At 52.9% G+C, this 17,800-nt stretch carries 16 protein-coding genes; 1 reads left to right on the top strand and 15 read right to left on the bottom strand.

What is annotated here, in order from left to right:
* From JW984_05905 to JW984_05860, 10 genes are all read right to left on the bottom strand, one after another.
* A complete protein-coding gene (locus tag JW984_05905; GenBank protein ID MBN1572717.1) occupies positions 1-756 on the bottom strand; it encodes a hypothetical protein in 756 nt (251 codons plus the stop codon).
* A gap of 187 nt (positions 757-943) precedes the next feature.
* Complete coding sequence (locus tag JW984_05900; protein ID MBN1572716.1) at positions 944-1,696, bottom strand: DUF1571 domain-containing protein; 753 nt, start codon at positions 1,694-1,696, stop codon at positions 944-946.
* Between the two features lie 105 nt (positions 1,697-1,801).
* Positions 1,802-3,418, bottom strand: a complete 1,617-nt coding sequence (locus JW984_05895) for a PAS domain-containing protein (protein MBN1572715.1) — start codon at positions 3,416-3,418, stop codon at positions 1,802-1,804.
* 157 nt (positions 3,419-3,575) lie between these two features.
* Positions 3,576-4,799, bottom strand: a complete 1,224-nt coding sequence (locus JW984_05890) for a type II secretion system F family protein (GenBank protein ID MBN1572714.1) — start codon at positions 4,797-4,799, stop codon at positions 3,576-3,578.
* 449 nt (positions 4,800-5,248) lie between these two features.
* The gene (locus JW984_05885) at positions 5,249-6,391 is read right to left on the bottom strand and encodes a type IV pilus twitching motility protein PilT (GenBank protein MBN1572713.1); all 1,143 of its coding nucleotides are present in this window, start codon (positions 6,389-6,391) and stop codon (positions 5,249-5,251) included.
* 36 nt (positions 6,392-6,427) lie between these two features.
* Positions 6,428-8,221 carry a type IV-A pilus assembly ATPase PilB gene (gene pilB / locus JW984_05880; protein ID MBN1572712.1) on the bottom strand — a complete coding sequence of 598 codons (1,794 nt, stop codon included), beginning with the start codon at positions 8,219-8,221 and terminating at the stop codon, positions 6,428-6,430.
* 404 nt (positions 8,222-8,625) lie between these two features.
* Positions 8,626-9,513, bottom strand: a complete 888-nt coding sequence (aroE, locus tag JW984_05875; GenBank protein MBN1572711.1) for a shikimate dehydrogenase — start codon at positions 9,511-9,513, stop codon at positions 8,626-8,628.
* A gap of 2 nt (positions 9,514-9,515) precedes the next feature.
* Positions 9,516-10,034, bottom strand: a complete 519-nt coding sequence (locus JW984_05870) for a tetratricopeptide repeat protein (protein MBN1572710.1) — start codon at positions 10,032-10,034, stop codon at positions 9,516-9,518.
* Between the two features lie 212 nt (positions 10,035-10,246).
* On the bottom strand, positions 10,247-11,032 hold the full coding sequence (locus JW984_05865) for a hypothetical protein (protein MBN1572709.1): 786 nt from the start codon (positions 11,030-11,032) through the stop codon (positions 10,247-10,249).
* 144 nt (positions 11,033-11,176) lie between these two features.
* Positions 11,177-12,433 (bottom strand): HEAT repeat domain-containing protein, encoded by a 1,257-nt coding sequence (locus tag JW984_05860; GenBank protein MBN1572708.1) that lies wholly within the window; start codon positions 12,431-12,433, stop codon positions 11,177-11,179.
* A gap of 210 nt (positions 12,434-12,643) precedes the next feature.
* Between JW984_05860 and JW984_05855 the strand changes: the two genes are divergently transcribed.
* Positions 12,644-13,213, top strand: coding sequence for a flavin reductase family protein (locus JW984_05855; GenBank protein ID MBN1572707.1), 570 nt, complete (start codon positions 12,644-12,646; stop codon positions 13,211-13,213).
* A 47-nt stretch (positions 13,214-13,260) separates the two neighbouring features.
* Here JW984_05855 and JW984_05850 read toward each other — a convergent pair whose 3' ends face one another.
* From JW984_05850 to JW984_05830, 5 genes are all read right to left on the bottom strand, one after another.
* Complete coding sequence (locus JW984_05850; protein ID MBN1572706.1) at positions 13,261-13,446, bottom strand: hypothetical protein; 186 nt, start codon at positions 13,444-13,446, stop codon at positions 13,261-13,263.
* Positions 13,447-13,481: 35 nt separating this feature from the next.
* Positions 13,482-14,318, bottom strand: a complete 837-nt coding sequence (locus JW984_05845; protein ID MBN1572705.1) for an SDR family oxidoreductase — start codon at positions 14,316-14,318, stop codon at positions 13,482-13,484.
* An 84-nt stretch (positions 14,319-14,402) separates the two neighbouring features.
* A complete protein-coding gene (locus JW984_05840) occupies positions 14,403-16,121 on the bottom strand; it encodes a thiamine pyrophosphate-binding protein (GenBank protein ID MBN1572704.1) in 1,719 nt (572 codons plus the stop codon).
* A gap of 66 nt (positions 16,122-16,187) precedes the next feature.
* Positions 16,188-16,988: an SDR family oxidoreductase gene (locus JW984_05835; GenBank protein ID MBN1572703.1), complete on the bottom strand. Its 801-nt coding sequence runs from the start codon at positions 16,986-16,988 to the stop codon at positions 16,188-16,190.
* Positions 16,989-17,034: 46 nt separating this feature from the next.
* Complete coding sequence (locus JW984_05830) at positions 17,035-17,637, bottom strand: TetR family transcriptional regulator C-terminal domain-containing protein (GenBank protein ID MBN1572702.1); 603 nt, start codon at positions 17,635-17,637, stop codon at positions 17,035-17,037.
* Between the last annotated feature and the right edge of the window lie 163 nt (positions 17,638-17,800).

The following is a 17,800-nucleotide window of genomic DNA, read 5'->3' as shown; positions in this document are numbered from 1 at the left end:
TCAATCCTTCTTTTTGCCTCCCCCCTTAGGCGGTGGGATAGCCAGTGGGGGATCGGGTCCGGTGATCTCCTTGGGCGGGGCCTTCGCCGGAGGGGCAACCGGTCTTATCAGTTTCATTAAAAAGTATATCCCGAGGGCCAAGATGCCGAAGAAAATCATGATTATGGCGGTGACAAGAAGATAGTTGACCTTGTAGGTAACGAGCTGGATGTCGAGGTTTCCGACCCTCTTCATGTTCAGCGCCCACGTGGCGCTTTTCTTGTTCCAATTTGTGGCATTGGTTTTTATGATTCTCCCCCTGTAGTTGACGACAAACGTGAGGGGGATGTTTTGAAAGAAGTCTATATCCTTCCCGCTCGTGCTCTTTGTCCGCTCCCTTACATAGGTGTAGTTGACGTTCAGGACATACCTCTTGAAGAGAACGTAGTCGGTAACTGAAAAGTCGAAGGCGTTGACCTTGGTAACCCTGATATATCCCGGGACTGTAGGTATCTCCCAGTGTCCCTTCATCAGCCTCTTCTGTCCGGTTACCGTCACCCTGTCCACCTCGTACACGGTCTCGACGCTGAATCCGTTGTTTCTCATGTCGGTTATGAGATCCTTGAGGTAGGGCGCGACGAGGGCCGGGGCGTCGATCCTCAGGGTAACGAGCTCGGAGTCGTCCTTGTCGATGGTGATCTCATACAATACATCGATGCATCCCGAGACGGCGATAATGGAGAAAAGCAAAATTGCTATCGCTATTTTTTGCTTCATGATAGGAATATCTTTCCGATTAAAATTGGAAGCCCCCGTGATTGTCGGACAATAATAGTATCTGAGGGGGGTTCTTGTCAAGCAGGAATGACGGGAAGGTGAATTTTAGTTTTTTCTCTTTTCACCCCTTCCTATTTTGGGTCCCTAAACGCTGTGAGGCTCTCGGAAGCGGCGGATTAGTTTCAGGTTATTGAAAGTTGTATTCGGGGTTTTTAGGATCGAAGTCGAGATCAGTCAGCCCGACGTTGGTTCTGAGGTCCCTGTATCTGTAGTCCTCCCACATTTCCCCGTCGGGGCCGTACGACCTGTAGTATAAGGGGAGGTATCGCTCCATGTCTATCCCGAAGATGGAGACCGGGGCGTAGTAGGGATAATCCTTGCCGTGGGGGAGTTTTATCCTTATGAGCCTTACCGGTTTTCCGAAGATATTTTTCGTCCCAATGTCCTCGACTATCATGTTGTCCTCCGGATGGGCCTTGGCGTAGTCCATGCTTCTTTCGAGGGTGTTCATCATATATACAAGGGAGGATTTGTCTATCGTATGCCGGGACCTTTTGTTGGCCATGTCCGCGCCCGGTTTTAGATTTAAGATGATCCCATTGAGGGCTCCACCTAAATGTCCCATCATCTTGCCGTCGTTCCACCCCTCCCGATAGATAATTTCCTGTCCATTGTTTGCTTCCCCTATGGAGCGGAGATAGACCGAGTTCGGCCTCTTGAATTTGTATAATATCACCTCCTCCGGCAGAAGCTTGCCCCCGACCCTCTGTACCTGGTGAACGACAAGAATGTAGTCGTTGACGCCCTTCATTGTGCCGATGCACTTCCTGAGCGCATCGATGGGCTCAAGGGTATGTTCGGAGTATACCTTTAATGGAATCAGGGTGAGCGTGAGTATCAGGATCGCAATCGCGGGATTGATGGGCTTTAGAGGTTTCATCTTGTTATTTTATTCAAAATATCTGTTTTTTAAAGGGCTTCGGGGCATGCGCAAAAAGTTTTTTGCCGGGATCAGCTCTCTTCTGCCGTTCTCGGGGAGTTCCCATTACAATGGGGATTGACCTCTCGGAAACGCGATCAGGATGTCGGTTCCGACTCCCACCTTGCTGTCGACCTCGATCACTCCGCCGTGGGCCTCGACGATCTGCTTGACCGTCGAAAGGCCGAGTCCCGTTCCCCCGTCCTTTGTGGAGAAAAAGGGATCGAAGATCGACGATTGAATATCCTCCTCTATTCCGGCTCCGTTGTCTGTGATCTTAATCACCAAAAATCCCCTGTAATCCTCGTTGTTTTCCCCTACGCTCACCTTTATCGTTCCGCCGTCGGATATGGCATCGGATGAGTTGAGAAAGATGTTCCAGAAGACCTGTTTTAATTGCTGGAAGTCGCCTTCCATGTTCGCGTCGTCGGAAAACGTGGTTTCGATCCCGATCCTGCTCTCCCCCTTGGGAGTGTTTTTGAAGACCGCGATGGTTTCGTTGATAACGCTTGTTATGTCCAGCATCTCCTTTTTTACCTCTATCGGTTTCGCGTACATAAGGAAATTCGTTATGAGGTGATTCAGCCGGTCGATCTCCTGGAGTATTATCTCCATGAGGTTTACGTTTTTCCCCTCCAGAGACAGCTCGTTTTTTAGAATCTGGATTGATCCGCTCATGGCGGCCAGGGGATTTCTGATCTCATGGGCAAGGTTGGCGGCGAGCTTGCCGAGGGTCGCAAGCCTGTCGGATTTTTTTACCTCCTCTTCCATCTCCATGAGGCGGGTGATGTCCTGAAAAAGGATGATCTTCCCCACTGTTTTTCTGCGGGCGTTTTTTAACGGGGAGACGGAGAAGCCGAGCACGTATCTCTTCTTGTGTTTGGTCTCATATTCCATCGTCCAGCGGTTCAGGCTGTCTTTGTATCTTGTATTCTCGATTCTCTTGATTTTGGACGCGATGCCCGACAGCAGATCTCCTATAGGCTTTAGGTAGACATCTTCGAGAGTCGTTTCAGTGATCTTTTCCGCCTGGCGGTTTATTGAGATGATCTCGTTGTTCGTGTTTATCGTGATTACTCCGGTCTGGATGTTCTGGATTATGTCGTTGTTCAATATCTTCAGCTCTTCGTAGTCTATCTCCTTTTCTATGAGCTCTTCCCCGGCCCTCTTGAGCTGTTCGGCGAGGTACCCGGAGAGGAACGCCACGAGATAGAAGGCGACGATGTTGATGAAGATATTGTAGAAAATATCGCTTTCCTTGTAGCTGAGCTTTGCGCCGCTGATGTAGGGGGATATTATTCCGTAGTAGTCAAGGTCGACGAGGACGCCGTAGAGTATTCCGGAGAGGGACGCCGTGAGAAACCCCCCCGATCGATATAGGACGATGCTTGCGCTTATGACAATGACGATATAGAGAAAAGCGAATATGCTCTCGATGCCCCCGGTGATGAATATCAGGGCGGTGACGATGAAAACGTCGAGAAAAAATTGGATATATGCGAAGATCTTGAGATTTTTGAGTATCCTGAAAAGGAGGATATATATCGCCGTCAGAAAGTAGGTAAATGCGATTAGGAAGTAAATCAGCTTGACGTCCGGGACGAGCTGGGATCCCTTTTCGGTGATTTGCAGGATTACCGAGGTCCAGAGAAGGACGGAGATAATGACTACACGGAAAAACATCAATATCTCGATGTTTTTCCGTAAATCCCCGACTTGTTTTTTTCTTTTTTTAGACGCCATGATTCTTAAGAAGAAAGATGGAAGGTATGGTCGCCGATAATCTTAAACCCGGTATAACGCTTTTTGAATGTATGGGCGGCTGTTATTGGATTTAAGATTATCCTCCCCCCATTGCGGCGGCCATGTTGAATATGGGGAGGTATAGGGCGATGACCATTCCGCCGACTACCACCCCGAGGAAGACCATGAGCATAGGCTCCAAGAGGGAGGTAAGCGCCGCAACGGCGTTATCGACCTCATCGTCGTAGAAATCCGCTATCTTGTTGAGCATGGCGTCCATGTTACCGGTGGCCTCTCCCACGGCCACCATTTGGACCACCATGGGCGGGAACACCCTGCTTTGGCTCATCGGCTCGGCGATCGTTTTTCCCTCGCTGATGCCGGTCCTTGTGGCCATAACCTCGATTTCCACGGTCTTGTTTCCGGCGGTCTTTGCGGTGATTTCAAGGGCGTCCATGATGGGAACGCCGCTGGATATCATGGTGCCCAAGGTTCTCGTGAAGCGGGCGACCGCGACTTTTTTCAACAGTGAGCCGAAGACCGGCACCTTTAATATGAGATCGTCTATTATTCTATTGCCTAAGTCGGTTCGGTAAAAGTATGTAAAGGAGATAACGAATACAATACCGGCGATTATGGCGATGTAGAGTTTTGTTTTGACGAAGTTGCTTAAGTTTACAAGGATTTGGGTTGGAACCGGCAATGCAACGCCGGCGCCGGCAAACATCTCCTGGAACATCGGAACGACAAAAACCATAAGAATTCCCGTGACGACCACGGCCACTCCCACGATGGTTGCGGGATAGACAAGGGCGCCCTTGACTTTAGATTTTAGTGACTCGGCCTTCTCGATGTAGGCCGCGAGACGGTTTAAGATCGTATCGAGGATACCGCCGACCTCGCCGGCCGCCACGAGGTTCACGTAGAGGGCGTCGAATATCTTGGGGTGCTTACTCAGGGCATCGGCAAAGGTTGCCCCGCCTTCAACATCTTCCTTGACGTTGAAGATGATGTTCTTGAAGGTCTTCTTTTCCTGCTGGCTTCCGAGGATATCCAGACACTGAACAAGGGGAAGACCCGCGTCTATCATGGTGGCGAACTGACGTGTAAAGATTACAAGATCCTTTTTGGTGGGCTTGGGCTCGAGGCCCGGAATCGTCATATCCTTGTCCATGCTGAAGCCCTTTTTCTCCGAAAGGGCGCTGGGAGTTATATTTCTTTGTTTTAAAAGCGCCGTTGCCGCCGCCTGGTTTGCGGCCTCTACCTCGCCGTTTTGCATCGCCCCGGTATTGTCCCTCCCCGACCATTTAAAAACAGGCATTTTACTCCCCTTTTATATATCGATGAAAAGCGTTTATGTCTTCACGGTTAAGATTAAACAAATTATGATAAAAACGGCGTCATTAATGGGCGGTGCTTTATTCTGTTTACAAAATTGACAAAACGCCGTGCCGCCCCCCGTAAAAAATTGCTCCGTCTATCCCGATGAAAGAATGTGCTCTTTAAAAGTTCTTGAATTTTTAAGAAAAACAGCCTTTATCGTTTTTCCAAGTCCCTACATGGGATGAAGTCTGCAAATAACCTTCGCTTGCGTTTCCCCCGTTTCCCCGCTTTCCCTCTCCCCCCTCTTGCTATTTTCCCCCGATTCCCAGCCCCCCTTCATCCCGACCCCCCTTTATCTATGTTACTCCCCCCGTTGTTAAGGCGTTTCTCATTATCGCCCGATCACCCGTTCCATAGAGTCCCGTCGAAATAGTGCGGGGTGATGGTTTATTGCGGCATCCCCCCGCCCCTTTGGGTCTGGGCCTGAGCCTGGGCCTGGGGTTGACCGGTTTTTGTGGTGGCGGTCGTCCCCCTTGAGAGCATATTCCTTAGCTCCTCGGGATCGGAGCTCCTCCCCATTGCCACGTCCAATGTCAGCATTCCCTTTGTATAGAGGGTATATAGGGACTGGTTCATGGTCTGCATTCCGAATTTTGCCTGGCCCACCTGCATGATGGAGTATATCTGATGGATTTTATCCTCCCTGACGAGGTTTCTGATGGCGGCGTTGGGCACCATGACCTCGATCCCCAGCACCCTTCCCTTGCCCCCCGCCCTTGGGATAAGCTGCTGAGAAAGAACCCCTTCCAGCACGAAGGATATTTGAGCCCTGACCTGTGATTGCTGGTAGGGCGGAAAGACGTCTATTATCCTGTTTATCGTTTGGACGGCCGAATTTGTATGGAGTGTTGCAAAGACGAGGTGGCCCGTTTCTGCGGTGGTGAGGGCCGCCTCTATGGTTTCCAGGTCTCTCATCTCACCGATGAGGACTATGTCGGGGTCCTGCCTCAGGATATATTTCAGGGCCGTCTTGAATCCTTCCGTATCGGCCCCCACTTCCCGCTGGTTGACGATACATCCCTTGTGGGGGTGGAGATACTCGATGGGGTCTTCGATGGTGATGATATGCTCGTGTCTCTCCTCGTTGATCTTATTGATCATAGATGCCAACGTTGTCGACTTGCCCGATCCGGTGGGGCCTGTTACCAGGATCAGGCCTCTCGGTTTTCTTGCGAGCTCCTCGACCACCGGCGGGAGTCCCAACTCCTGAAAGGACATGAACTTATACGGGATTATCCTGAAGGCGGCGGCCATGGCTCCCCTCTGGATGAAGACGTTCGCCCTAAATCTTGAGAGTCCCTTCACGCCGAAGGAGAGGTCGAGCTCGTTGTTCTCCTCGAACTTGTGTTTTTGGGCGTCGGTCAGGATGCTGTAGCAGAGGTTTTTTGTATCGGTCCCTGTTAGGGGGTCCATGGATAGGGGGACGAGTCTCCCGTCGATCCTGATCTGCGGCGGCGTTCCCGTTGTGATATGCAGGTCTGTGGCCCCTTTTTCTACCATTATTTTCAAGAGTTGGTGAAGACTTGCCATAAAGAGATCCTCTTCATTTTTTTATGTTTTTAAGATTTATGAATCCGCCGCGGACGCCCTCAATACTTCCTCGATGGTGGTGACCTTCTCCTTGATTTTCAGGATGCCGGCCTGTCTTAATGTTCTCATTCCGTGGCGCATTGCTTCACGCTTGAGTTCGATTGTTGAGGCACCGTTTAAGATCAATTCCTTGAGCTCGTCGTTCATTCTCATCACTTCGTAGAGGGCGACCCTCCCCTTATATCCCGTATTGGCGCATGTGGAACAGCCCCTTCCCTTGTAGACATCGATCTCTCCCGCTTCGTCCGGGGAGACGCCGATGTCGATAAGGGCCTGGGCCGGGACGTCGATTTTTTCCTTGCAGTGCTCGCATATCCTCCTGGCGAGCCTCTGGGCCACTATTGCGTTGAGGGATGAGGTGACAAGGAAGGGCTCGACCCCCATGTTCAGGAGCCGGTTGACAGTGGATGGGGCGTCGTTTGTGTGGAGCGTGGACAAGACGAGGTGGCCGGTGAGGGCGGCCTTGATGGCGATCTCGGCGGTCTCGAAGTCCCTGATCTCCCCCACCATGACTATGTCCGGGTCCTGACGGAGGAACGATCTCAATGCGGCCGCAAAATTGAGGCCGATCTCGTCGTGCATCTGTACCTGATTAATTCCTCCAAGGTTGAACTCCACCGGGTCTTCCGCGGTCATAATGTTGTCGGATTCCTTGTTGAGCTCTGAGAGGGCTGAATAGAGCGTGGTTGTTTTCCCGGAGCCGGTGGGGCCCGTAACAAGAACCATACCGTAGGGCTGGTGGATTGCGTCCTTAAATTTTTCCAGCGCCTCCACCTCGAAGCCCAGCCTTGTCATGTCAAGCTGAAGGTTCGACTTGTCGAGGAGCCTCAAAACGACCTTTTCGCCATACAGGACCGGAAGGACGGAGACCCTGAAGTCCATCTCCCTGTTCTTGCCGAGCTTTAGCTTGATGCGACCGTCCTGGGGGAGGCGTTTCTCGGCGATGTCGAGCCTCGCCATGATCTTGACCCTCGACGTGATGGCGTTTTTGATCTTGAGGGGAAGCCCCATCGCCTTTCTCAACACGCCGTCGAGCCTGTATCTTATCCTGTAGGATTTCTCGTACGGCTCGAAATGTATGTCCGATACGCCGAGCTTGATTGCCTTGATTAGGATTCCGTTTACGAGTTTTATGATGGGGGCTTCGACGTTCTCTGTGGAGTCTTCATCGCTGGACGAGTCGATAACCTCGACGGTGTCCACGGCGCCGTGGACAAGGGCGTCGAAGTCCTCCACCTCGACAACTCCGTCGTCGTCCATATCGCCGAATGCGCCGGAGCCATCTTCATCGTCGAAATCGTAATCCTTGGCGTCCAAGGACACAGACCCCTGGCCCTCCAATCCCCTGGTTCCGTAGTTCCTCTTTATGGCGTCGATGATGTCGGCCTCAGCCGCCACGACCACATCGACGTTGAAACCGGTAACGAACCTTACGTCCTCGACCACCTGCATGTTGGAGGGGTCCGCCATGGCGATAACCAGATTTGAGCCGGAGCGGGATATCGGTATGAGCATATTTTTCTTGGCGATGTTGGAATTGACGTATTTCAATACCGATTTGTCGATCTCGTAATCCTTAAGGTTGATCGATGGAACGTTATACTGGGAGCTGATGAATTCGGTTATCTCCGTTTCAGACAGGAAGCCGAGCTTCGTCAACTCCTGTCCGAGTCTCCCGCCGGAACTCTTCTGCTGCGCCATCGCCTTCTGCAGCTCTTCGGAAGTAATCAGATTATTTCTGACAAGCAGCTGTCCCAACCTTTCACTCATTTTTGATTGCCCCTTGAAAGAGAAATTTTGCTAATTCTGTAGCGCCAATTCTGTAGCGGAGAGTTTGGTAAAATCACCTTTATATCATATATTCAATTGTACTCTTTTGTCAAGACATATTTGACGACAATGAGAAGTTGGTAATAGTAAAAGTAGAGGACAGGATCAAGATCGTCGGGTCAAGGACAAATAGAATGGATAAGCTCAAAACGAAAGATTAACTGAGCCGCCTCTTTATATTCATATTTTTATGGAGCGGGATGGGAACTGCTCGGTGCCGCTTAAAGGACAATTGCGTGGAGTCCGGTCCTTCTATGTGTGCTGCCTTAAAATCTGGAAGCGAAGGGGAGGGCATTTCCATTGAGGCATAATAAGGGTCATAATCCCTCGAAACGAAGAGGGATTCAGACCTGTTTCATCCCCAGGGCCGCCCTCATGATATCGAGGGGAGCCTCCTCCCCTGTCCAGAGTGCCAAGGCGCGGGCGCCCTGATGGAGGAGCATTGCGAGGCCGTCGGAGTAGAGCACCCCCCTCTCTTTTAGGGCGGCTTCTACATCGCCCTTTTCTACTCCGTAGTTCATGTCAAAGAAGAGGGCCCCTTTTTTCATCTTGAGGAGATCGAGTCCAAGGGGATCGTTTTCGGGGGAGGTCGCCTCCGGTGTCGATTTCTTGACCGAGGTGGCGTTGATAATTATATCGAATCGGTCTATTTCCGGGTTAATCACTCCGGGATTTAAGGGCACGACCTCGATTTCTATATTCCTTTTCAGTACATCCATAAGGTTGGATCTCAGCTCCTCGGCCTTGTCTATCGACCTGTTTGCTATGGTGAGGGAGGCTGGCGATTCTTGAAGAATCGAAAAGAGGACGCCCCGGGCAGCGCCCCCGGCCCCTATTATTAGGATCCGGGCGCCTGAAACGGCGACGTTAAGCTCGTAGTTGATCGCGGACACCATGCCGTAGCCGTCCGTGTTGTCGCCGATGAGCTTATCCATGGACGGGAATATGGTGTTTACCGAGCCGGTGAGCTGGGCCTCCGGGAAGAGCTCGTCGAGGTATCCGATCACCCGCCCCTTGTGGGGTGCGGTTACGTTTACGCCGCCGACGTCCATTATCCTCAATGCGTTCAATACCGTCCCGACGTCTCTGCCCTGAACGTGGAAGGCGAGGTAGACCGCATCGATTCCCAATGTCTCAAAGGCGGCGTTCATCATCGCCGGGGATTTTGAGTGGGATACGGGATCGCCTATAAGGCAGAAGAGCTTGGTGGCGGGGGAAATCTCCCGTTTCATCTTCATTGCTTCTTGTAATATTCGACGTAGCTTCTGATGTTGTCCACATCAGGGTCGTCCGGGACGAGCTTCAGATACCTGCCGAAATAGTTTGCGGCCTCTTTATGGTTATCCTGACTCCTCAATATTATGCCGAGGTTTTTAAGGGAGACCAAAAGCTCTTCTTTGTCGATATTCATGGAGATCGCCTTCTTGTAGTTGGTAACGGCAGATTCGAGCTCATCGAGGTTGTCGTATGAGAGGGCGAGATAGAAATAGAGCTTTGCCGTCTTGTGTCCCCCCTTGTTTATCGCCTCCTCTATAAGCTCCACGGCGTCCTTGAAGCGGTCTGCAAATATAAGCTTTTCGGTCCTCTCCAAGTAATCTTCGTAAGAGATTGTCTCGGCCGACCAGGCCGACGCCGTTTCCACGGTCGGCCCGATGAAGGATTGAAAATCGGGGCAAACCGAAAAGGGGAGGGCGACCGCCGCGATAATAAATAACAACAGAAGGCCCGATCGCGCCTTTCCTGCAATATTCAATAATTTCCTGCTAAAAAATAATCTCATCTCTTTTAGATCCAACAATAGTCTTTGAAGTCAGTTAAATTCAAAACCGATGCCGCCTTTGTCCACAACTTGAACAAATCCGCCGCGGTTTGAAACATCTCATGGTCTCGCTTTGTCCTGATTTGACCCAACGCCGCAATGGAGGTAAATCTTCCCATCCCCCCCGTACCGCCGCTTTTTGTCATCTACTTGTAGTCACTGACATATTTTTTTATATTTTCGGCGTCCGGGTCGTTCGGGACGAGATCCAGATACCTTTCGAGGTATACGGCGGCTTCATTGTGCCTGCCCAAGCCCCTCAAGATTATCCCGAGGTTTCTCAGCGCCACGGTCAGCTCATTTTTCTCGAGGTTTAGATCGACGGCCTTCTTATAGTTTTGGGCGGCGTACTCGACCTCGTTCATGCCGTCGTAGGCCAACGCCAAAAGGAAGTAGAGGTTCCCGGTCTTGTCCTCCCTCTCGTCGATGGAGCCCTCGATTAGCTCAATCGCGTCCTTGTAATGTCGGTCGGAGATATAACCGTTGGCCTTTCTGACCACTTCGTTGTAATCGGGTCCCTTGGAAAGCCAGCCCTCTGGCGGCTTCTCCCCCGATAAGGAGTACGTCTTCTTGTCATCGTTCAGGTTGTAATGGTCGATCTTGCCGCTATCCTTTTTAACTATAATCCCGTAGATGTAGTTGTTGTAGGAGAGGGTCTCTATCGTTTCATCTCCGCGGACGTAGTGCTCTACCCAGGTCTCCGGGCCCACTACGCCGGACAGGACGTCCCTCCTCGTCTTGTAGTGGTCGTTTTTGAACGCCGGGTTCGGCTCGGCGCCATCGAGGATGTCCGATATGTAGAGGTTTTCCGAGGCCGAAGAAACACCCGGGATAAAAAGGACGGTCGTTATTAAAAACAGGGCGAGTAAAATATACGCGAGAGACGATCTCGCCGCGATCTTAGCCCTTATTTTGATTGCCTCTATTTTCATCAAACAGCTCTCCTCATTGCCCAATATTGCAATATTGATATGTCGGTGTATAGCTTAATACATCTTGTGCGGCCTTGTCAAGGACGCATTTCGATAAAAGTGTGTAAATATGTTAGGCTGGGCGTCGGGAGAGGGAATGGTCGGTCATTCAACCTCTTTCTTGCCGAAGTGGAGCACGATCGCCGCGATCTTTGCGCCCTCTTTGTCTTCGCCGGCGCTCACCTCCGATAGCGCCCTCTTGACCGCCGTGTCGTCCATCTTGAGGAGGGAATGAAAGATGACGAGCTTCTCCTCCTCTCCGGCCGTCTTGTAGGTCTCGATAAGCGGCCTTACGGACGCGAAGTTGTTGAGCTCGCCTAAGGAAAACTCGGCCCTTATCCTCACCGATTCCTCTGGGTTTTTTAGTAGGGGCAGTATATAGACTGTCCCCCGCCTCTGCTTCAGGTAGGCGAGGGTCATCGCGGCCTTTGCCCTGACCTTCGGGTCACCGCTCTTCAAGTCCTTGACCATCGCCTCGAACTCGAACGGGGGGGTCAGGGTTTTGCCCAGCTCCTTGAACTCGCTTTCGAGATCGGTGAAACTCTTCGACGGCGACAGGGCCGGGGGGGAGCCGGGTTCCGGGACCTCCGGGGTCGTCTCCAAATGAGAGGGCACCTTTGCGACATCTTCGTTATAGGGAGTATCGGGCATCGGCTTCGCGATACGATCTTTGATCGAGTCGAGGGAGAGCTTCGCTATGGCTCTAACCCTTGGGTCATCGTCGTTCAGGGCGTCGGTCAGGGACTTTACGGCGTTCTCCCTCCCGAAATTCGAGAGGAGCTGGGCCGCAAAAATCCTGACGTCGACGTTTTTATCCTTGAGGCCCAAGGCGATGAAGGCGGAGAGCCGATCCCTGTATCGGTCGTCGTACGTCTCGCCCGAAAATATCTTGAGCGATTCTCCTATCAGCTTTGCGTTGGAGACATTGCCCTTGCCGCCATCTCCCGCCGGGCAACCCTCTCCCCTGGGGGAGCCGTCCGGGCAGACCGAGCCTATCTTCAACAACGCCGAAACCGAGGCCTCCCAGACGGCCTGCTCCATGGAGCCGGTGAGGGTGTTCACCAGAGGCCATACTGCCCTTTTGTCTTTCGATTTTCCCAGCTCCGCCGCGGCGAAGGCCTTTACCTCGGGGATGTCGATCTTAAGCATCTTGATGTAGATGGGCACCTTGTCCGTAAAGAGTAAGAAAGCGGCCAGCGCGGTTATGACGATGATGAGGACTATGGCTATCCTGTTCCTTACGCGGCTGTCCTCCACGGTGATGATGGGCGCAGGCCCCTTCAGGTACTTGTCGTGATCTCCGCCGCCGGTTGTTCCGCCGGGGTCGCTATAGTTATAGCCGTTCGGGTTTTCTCGTTCCACGGTTTTTGCCTCTTAAAAGGTCGGGTTTTTAACATCTGCTGTGGGCGTTTAGGTTTGAATTATACCAGAATTGTTTTGAAAAGGCAAAAGGTGGATGAGTAAAAAATTGCGGCAAACAGGTTCATAATAGATGAAAATTTGAATTGCGGTTTAAAAACGGTGGATGTAGAATTCGGCTCAAATGATAAATGATATAAAGGAGAATGCTAAATGGCCAAAATCGATATTTCCGATGAGACCTTTGCCTTTGTTCCGATAACGACGCAGACGATCCTCGGCACCCATGTCGGCGGCAGGGCAAACTTCATGGCGCTCGGCTGGCTGACGCGATGCAATCACAAGCCGCCGATGATCGCAATATCCGTCAATAAAGGTCATCAATCGGCGGACGGGGTACTTCAGAACGGAGAGTTCAGCATAAATGTGCCGTCTACGGATATGGTGGCCATTACAGACTACACCGGGCTGGTCTCCGCGAAAAAGGTCGACAAATCGGAACTCTTCGCCCTTTTTTACGGCGGTCTCAAGGCCGCCCCCCTGATAAAGGGGTGTCCGGTCAATGTGGAGTGCCGTGTGGTCGAAATGGTCGAGCTGCCAACAAACTACCTATTTGTGGGGGAAGTTGTGGGCGTTCACGCCGAGGAGTCGGTCTTGACCGACGGGATTCCGGACGTCGAAAAGGTCAAGCCCTTTGTCCTGTCGATGCCGGACAACCGCTTCTGGGTGCTCGGCGATTGCGTCGGCCGGGCGTGGCAGGAGGGAAAGGGCTTCAAGAAGTGATTCGTAATTGAACCGGTCGGGCGTGGAGATTAAAAGGGGTAAGGCAGTCATGGGGTCAAGTAGTTATTGGTGGGGGAAAAGGGGTGGGAGGGGTAAAAGCCCCCTCCCACCGTAGGTTGGCCATCGTTCTTCTTAAACTCCGGCGTTTGCTTCACGGACTGCCCGGTCCGGGGAATCAGGTTTGACCGCTTGTCCGTCTTGGCGCAGACCACGGCAGGAGGCTCCGAATCCACAGGCCATCCCCTATTGCACCCCTATTGCACTATTTCTATGGCGACCAAATCTCTCCGCCCCCGGTTATGGGGACCGCCTGACCCACCATGTAGCTTCCGAGGGGGGAGGCGAGGAAGTAGATGACGTCGGCGATGTCGCGTCCCGTCGCCGGCCTTCCGATGGGGATCGTCTTGATCGATTTCTCCCTTGCCTCCTCGGGCGTGATCCCGTTGAGCATGGCTATGTACTGGTATTCGTCACGTCCCATGCTCGTCTCAACGAAGTGGGGACAGACGGCGTTTATCAGGATGTTTTTTGGGGCATACTCCAGGGCGACGGTCTGGGTCATCCCGATTATTGCGAACTTGCTGGGCGAATAGGCGCCGTATTCCGCAGGGCCCATAAGGCCCGCGGTGGAGGAGAGATTGATGATCCTTCCGCCCCCGACCTTTAACATTTCGGGGATAACCGCCCTCATGCAATAAAAGGTGCCCTTCACGTTCACCTCCATGGTCTTGTCCCAGGCCGCCTCCGGGATGTCCAAGAAGGGGCCCACCCCCACCCCCGATCCGGCGTTGTTGACGAGGATGTCAATCCTATTGAATACTTTTACGGTCTCCTTAACCATCTCCTCTATCTCGTCCTTCTTGGTAATGTCCACCTTGAAGGCCTTGGCCTTTCTTCCCATATCCTCTATTTTTTTTGCGACCGATTCCAGATATTCCCATCCCCCCAGGGGATACCATGACATGTCTCCCTCGTATGTGCGGCATATATCGGATATTACGACGTTTGCCCCCTCCTCCGCCATCTTGAGGGCCGTCGCCTCGCCGATTCCGTCAGGTCTCCCAACTCCGGTGACGATCGCCACCTTTCCATCGAGTGTTCCCACAATATTCTCTCCTCTTGTTTTTATGGTTGCAAAAAGAGGTGCGGGAAAGGGCTTAAAGGCCCTTTCCCGCATGGATACCCTATTTTATCCCTGCTCTTCGGGAACGCCCGTGTAGACCTGCTCGAACTGCTCCGCTCCTGGTGGTATGAGGTTGGACTGCTTGTCCGTCTTGACACAGAGCACCGCGGGAAGCTCCGAGTCCTTGGCGCGCCTGATGGCGTCCTCGAGGTTCTCGATCTTATCCACGTACTCGCTGTAACACCCAAGACCCTCCGCCACCTTGTCCCACCTTATCGGGTACTGCTTGCATCCCACCAGCTTCGACGGGTCGCCGAACTCCATGAGCTGGCCTATCTCCTCCATGCACCAGGACTCCTCGGCGTGAACCATTACCGTTATCTTTATCTTTTCCCTGACGGCGGTTACCATCTCCATGAAGTTGAAGCCCGCCGCCCCGTCCCCCACGATGACGTATACGTCCTTGTCCGGATTTGCCACCTTGGCCCCAATGGCGTAGGGGATGCCGATCCCCAGATGGCCGAACTCGAATAACCCCAGTGATGTCCTCGGCTTGGTGTAAGGGGTGAAAAAGGCGTTGAAGAGGCTGGTGTTTCCTCCGTCCCCTATGTTGATGGCGTCGGGAGGGAAAACCTTTCTGGCCGTCTGCACCGAGTGGGCGGGGTGGATCTTCTCCCCGGCGTAGTCCTTGATGTGTCCCGTCTGCTCCTGCCACCACTCGTCATCCATGTCCTTATACTGTTTTACCATCTTGCCGTCCGAGGGCTTTACCCCCATCTCCTTGAGCTTGCCGCCGAGCGCCTTTACCATCGCCTTTGCGTCGCCCACGACCCCCATGTGAATGGGCCAGTTTGCGCCGATGTTTCTCGGATCGATGTCCACCTGGATTATTTTCTGCTTGTCCGGATCGCCCCAGTACTTCTTGAACGGGAGGTCCATGTCGCCGAGCCTTGTCCCTACGGCGAGGACGACGTCCGCCTCCGTCCTGGCGGTCAGCGCCCCTTTCCCGTACCCGAAGATGTAGTTGGAGTGATCGTTCGGTATTGCCGACCTGGCGGCCATGGTGGTGGTGGCGGGGCAGTTGAGGAGCTCAACGAGACCCATAAAATCTTCCCACCCGCCGGAGTTGAGAACGCCCGTACCCGCCATGAGGAGGGGATTTTTGGCGCCCTTGATGAGCTTTGCCACCTCCTCGATCTGCTTCTCCGAGGGCTCCGGGGCGGTCGCCCTGTACTGGTGGGGTTCCAGGATCCTTACCTTCGACTCTTCACCCTCGGCGTAAGACACGGTATAGGGGACATCGACATGGACGGGGCCGGGCCTTCCCGACACCGCCTCCCTGAACGCCCGCTGGATGATTTCCGGGATCCGCTCCCAGGAGTGGACAACGGCGTTCCACTTCGTCACCGGCTTGAAAAAGTCGTACTGCTCCGTTCCCTGAAAGACACCCGGCTTGCATGGATATATGACCTCCTGGCGGCACTGGGACGAGATGGCGACTACCGGCACCCCCTCCTCCCTGGCGCATATCATCCCTGACAGGAGATTGGCCGTTCCGGGCCCGGCGCCCGCCATGACTACCGGGATCTCCCCTGTCGTCTTGAACACCCCCTCCGCCATGTGGACGGCGGCCGCCTCGTGCCTGGGGCCTATCCAGCGGATGTCGTACTTCCCCACGTTTGCGATGACCGGATTGTAAAACGCATCGATGATTGCAAAAATCCTCTTCACGCCCTCCTTCTTGAGACACTTTACTATAAGCTCTCCTCCGGTTATTGTTGCCATGATAATCCTCCTTTAAATAAGAAATTTGTGTTGTTAATAATGCTATCAATAAAACACGGTCCACACTCACTTTTTCATCGATTCCAGGTCCAGCGGCTCTCCCATGGCCTTCTCGTAGAGGACTCCCACCATCCCCAGGGCCGGGCCGGCGCTCAGTCCCCCGTCCAGCATTATCGCCTGGCCGGTGATGAAGGCGCTCTCCTCCGCCGCCAAGAAGTGAAAGAGGGCCGCCGCCTCCTCCGGCGTCCCCAAACGCTCGATCGCCTGAAGCATCGTGGAGACCTTGAGCTCTATCTCCGCACCCTCCACGTAGGCCATCGGGGTGTCCATTGTGCTGGGGCAGATGGCGTTTACACGGATACCCATGGGCGCCAGCTCCAGCGCCGCGGTCTTGGTTAAAGCGATGATCGAGGCCTTCGTTATCACGTAGATCCCGTAGGTGGGCGTGCCGAAGGCCCCGGCGTAGGAAGCGGTGTTGACGATGGAGCCTCCGACGGTCATGTGGGGGACGGCGTGCTTTATCCCCCATAGCACACCCTTGAGGTTGACGTTGATGCCGCTGTCGAGGTCCTCCTCCTTGATGTCGGTGACCATCCCGGTTGTCCCTTCAATCCCGGCGTTGTTTATGACGATGTCGATCTTCCCGAACTTCCCGGCGGCCTTTTCCATTAACGCCTTGACCTCCTTCTCTTTGGAGACGTCGGTCTTGACGTACATGCCGCCGGCGCTTTTGGCCACGCTCTCACCGTCCTGGATGTCCGCGACGACCACCTTCGCCCCAGCCTTTGCGAATCTCTCGGCCGTCGCCTTGCCGAGGCCGGAGGCTCCCCCCGTTATCACGGAAACCTTGTCTTTCAACGAAAACATAATAATTACCTCCTAAAAAAGAATAATAAGTTATCATTGGTCCTCCTTATTGCTTTTCAAGCGTGTTTACGACTATCTCCTTCAGGTATTGCCTGAGCTCATCCAGCTGAACCCTGTTTTCATCATCCAGGATGTTTCTGTAATAATCGATCCCCTCGACCAAGGCTATGATGAAGTTCGCGGCCTTGTTCGGGTCGATCCCCCTTATAACGCCGTGCTCCATATAGGAGTTAATCTCCACTATTAATATTTTTTTAAAACGCAGGTACATCTTTTTGAGGCGGTCTTTCAGACGCCCGTCCCTAAGGCTCAATGAGTAGCACTCGAAGAAGACCCGGTTGTCGATCAGGGGCCCCCACTCCGGCCCGAATACGAGATCGAGCAGCAGGCGAAATCGCATTTTAGGGTCGGTTACGTTCTCAAACCTGACGGCGTACATCTCCTCGTATCGGGAAAGGAGGTTATCCACGAGATCGAGGACAAGGTCGTCTTTCTTCTTGTAGTAATGGGTGATGAGGCTGGGGTGAACCTCCATGTGCTTGGCTATCTTGGCGATGGAGGAGCCCTTGAACCCCTCCTTTTTCATCACCTGGTAGAAGCTCTCCACTATCTCCTGCTTTCTTATGTCCGATATTTTTTTCGGCTTCATTGTCGCTCTCAATGCTATTGATTACCTTTGTTAGTTGACTGACCCATATATTAGTCAATTGACTAATTTTCTTGTTCAGTATACGTTCCTGAGGTTTCGTGTCAAGGGAAAAATGGGGGTTGCTGAAAAAAGTTTTTGGGGGACGGTTTGATGGGATTGATGG

It is taken from the genome of Candidatus Zymogenus saltonus, from assembly GCA_016929395.1.
GTDB classification, from domain to species: Bacteria; Desulfobacterota; Zymogenia; order Zymogenales; family Zymogenaceae; genus Zymogenus; species Zymogenus saltonus.
This window is presented reverse-complemented; position numbering and strand designations above follow the sequence as displayed.

Excerpts from the sequence above, each read along its gene's own strand:
- JW984_05855 (MBN1572707.1), top strand. The coding sequence starts at position 12,644 with ATGGCCAAAATCGATATTTCCGATGAGACCTTTGCCTTTGTTCCGATA.
- JW984_05885 (MBN1572713.1), bottom strand. The coding sequence starts at position 6,391 with ATGGCAAGTCTTCACCAACTCTTGAAAATAATGGTAGAAAAAGGGGCC.
- JW984_05835 (MBN1572703.1), bottom strand. The coding sequence starts at position 16,988 with ATGTTTTCGTTGAAAGACAAGGTTTCCGTGATAACGGGGGGAGCCTCC.
- JW984_05905 (MBN1572717.1), bottom strand. The coding sequence starts at position 756 with ATGAAGCAAAAAATAGCGATAGCAATTTTGCTTTTCTCCATTATCGCC.
- JW984_05865 (MBN1572709.1), bottom strand. The coding sequence starts at position 11,032 with ATGAAAATAGAGGCAATCAAAATAAGGGCTAAGATCGCGGCGAGATCG.
- JW984_05830 (MBN1572702.1), bottom strand. The coding sequence starts at position 17,637 with ATGAAGCCGAAAAAAATATCGGACATAAGAAAGCAGGAGATAGTGGAG.
- JW984_05895 (MBN1572715.1), bottom strand. The coding sequence starts at position 3,418 with ATGTTTTTCCGTGTAGTCATTATCTCCGTCCTTCTCTGGACCTCGGTA.
- JW984_05890 (MBN1572714.1), bottom strand. The coding sequence starts at position 4,799 with ATGCCTGTTTTTAAATGGTCGGGGAGGGACAATACCGGGGCGATGCAA.
- JW984_05840 (MBN1572704.1), bottom strand. The coding sequence starts at position 16,121 with ATGGCAACAATAACCGGAGGAGAGCTTATAGTAAAGTGTCTCAAGAAG.
- pilB (MBN1572712.1), bottom strand. The coding sequence starts at position 8,221 with ATGAGTGAAAGGTTGGGACAGCTGCTTGTCAGAAATAATCTGATTACT.
- aroE (MBN1572711.1), bottom strand. The coding sequence starts at position 9,513 with ATGAAACGGGAGATTTCCCCCGCCACCAAGCTCTTCTGCCTTATAGGC.
- JW984_05900 (MBN1572716.1), bottom strand. The coding sequence starts at position 1,696 with ATGAAACCTCTAAAGCCCATCAATCCCGCGATTGCGATCCTGATACTC.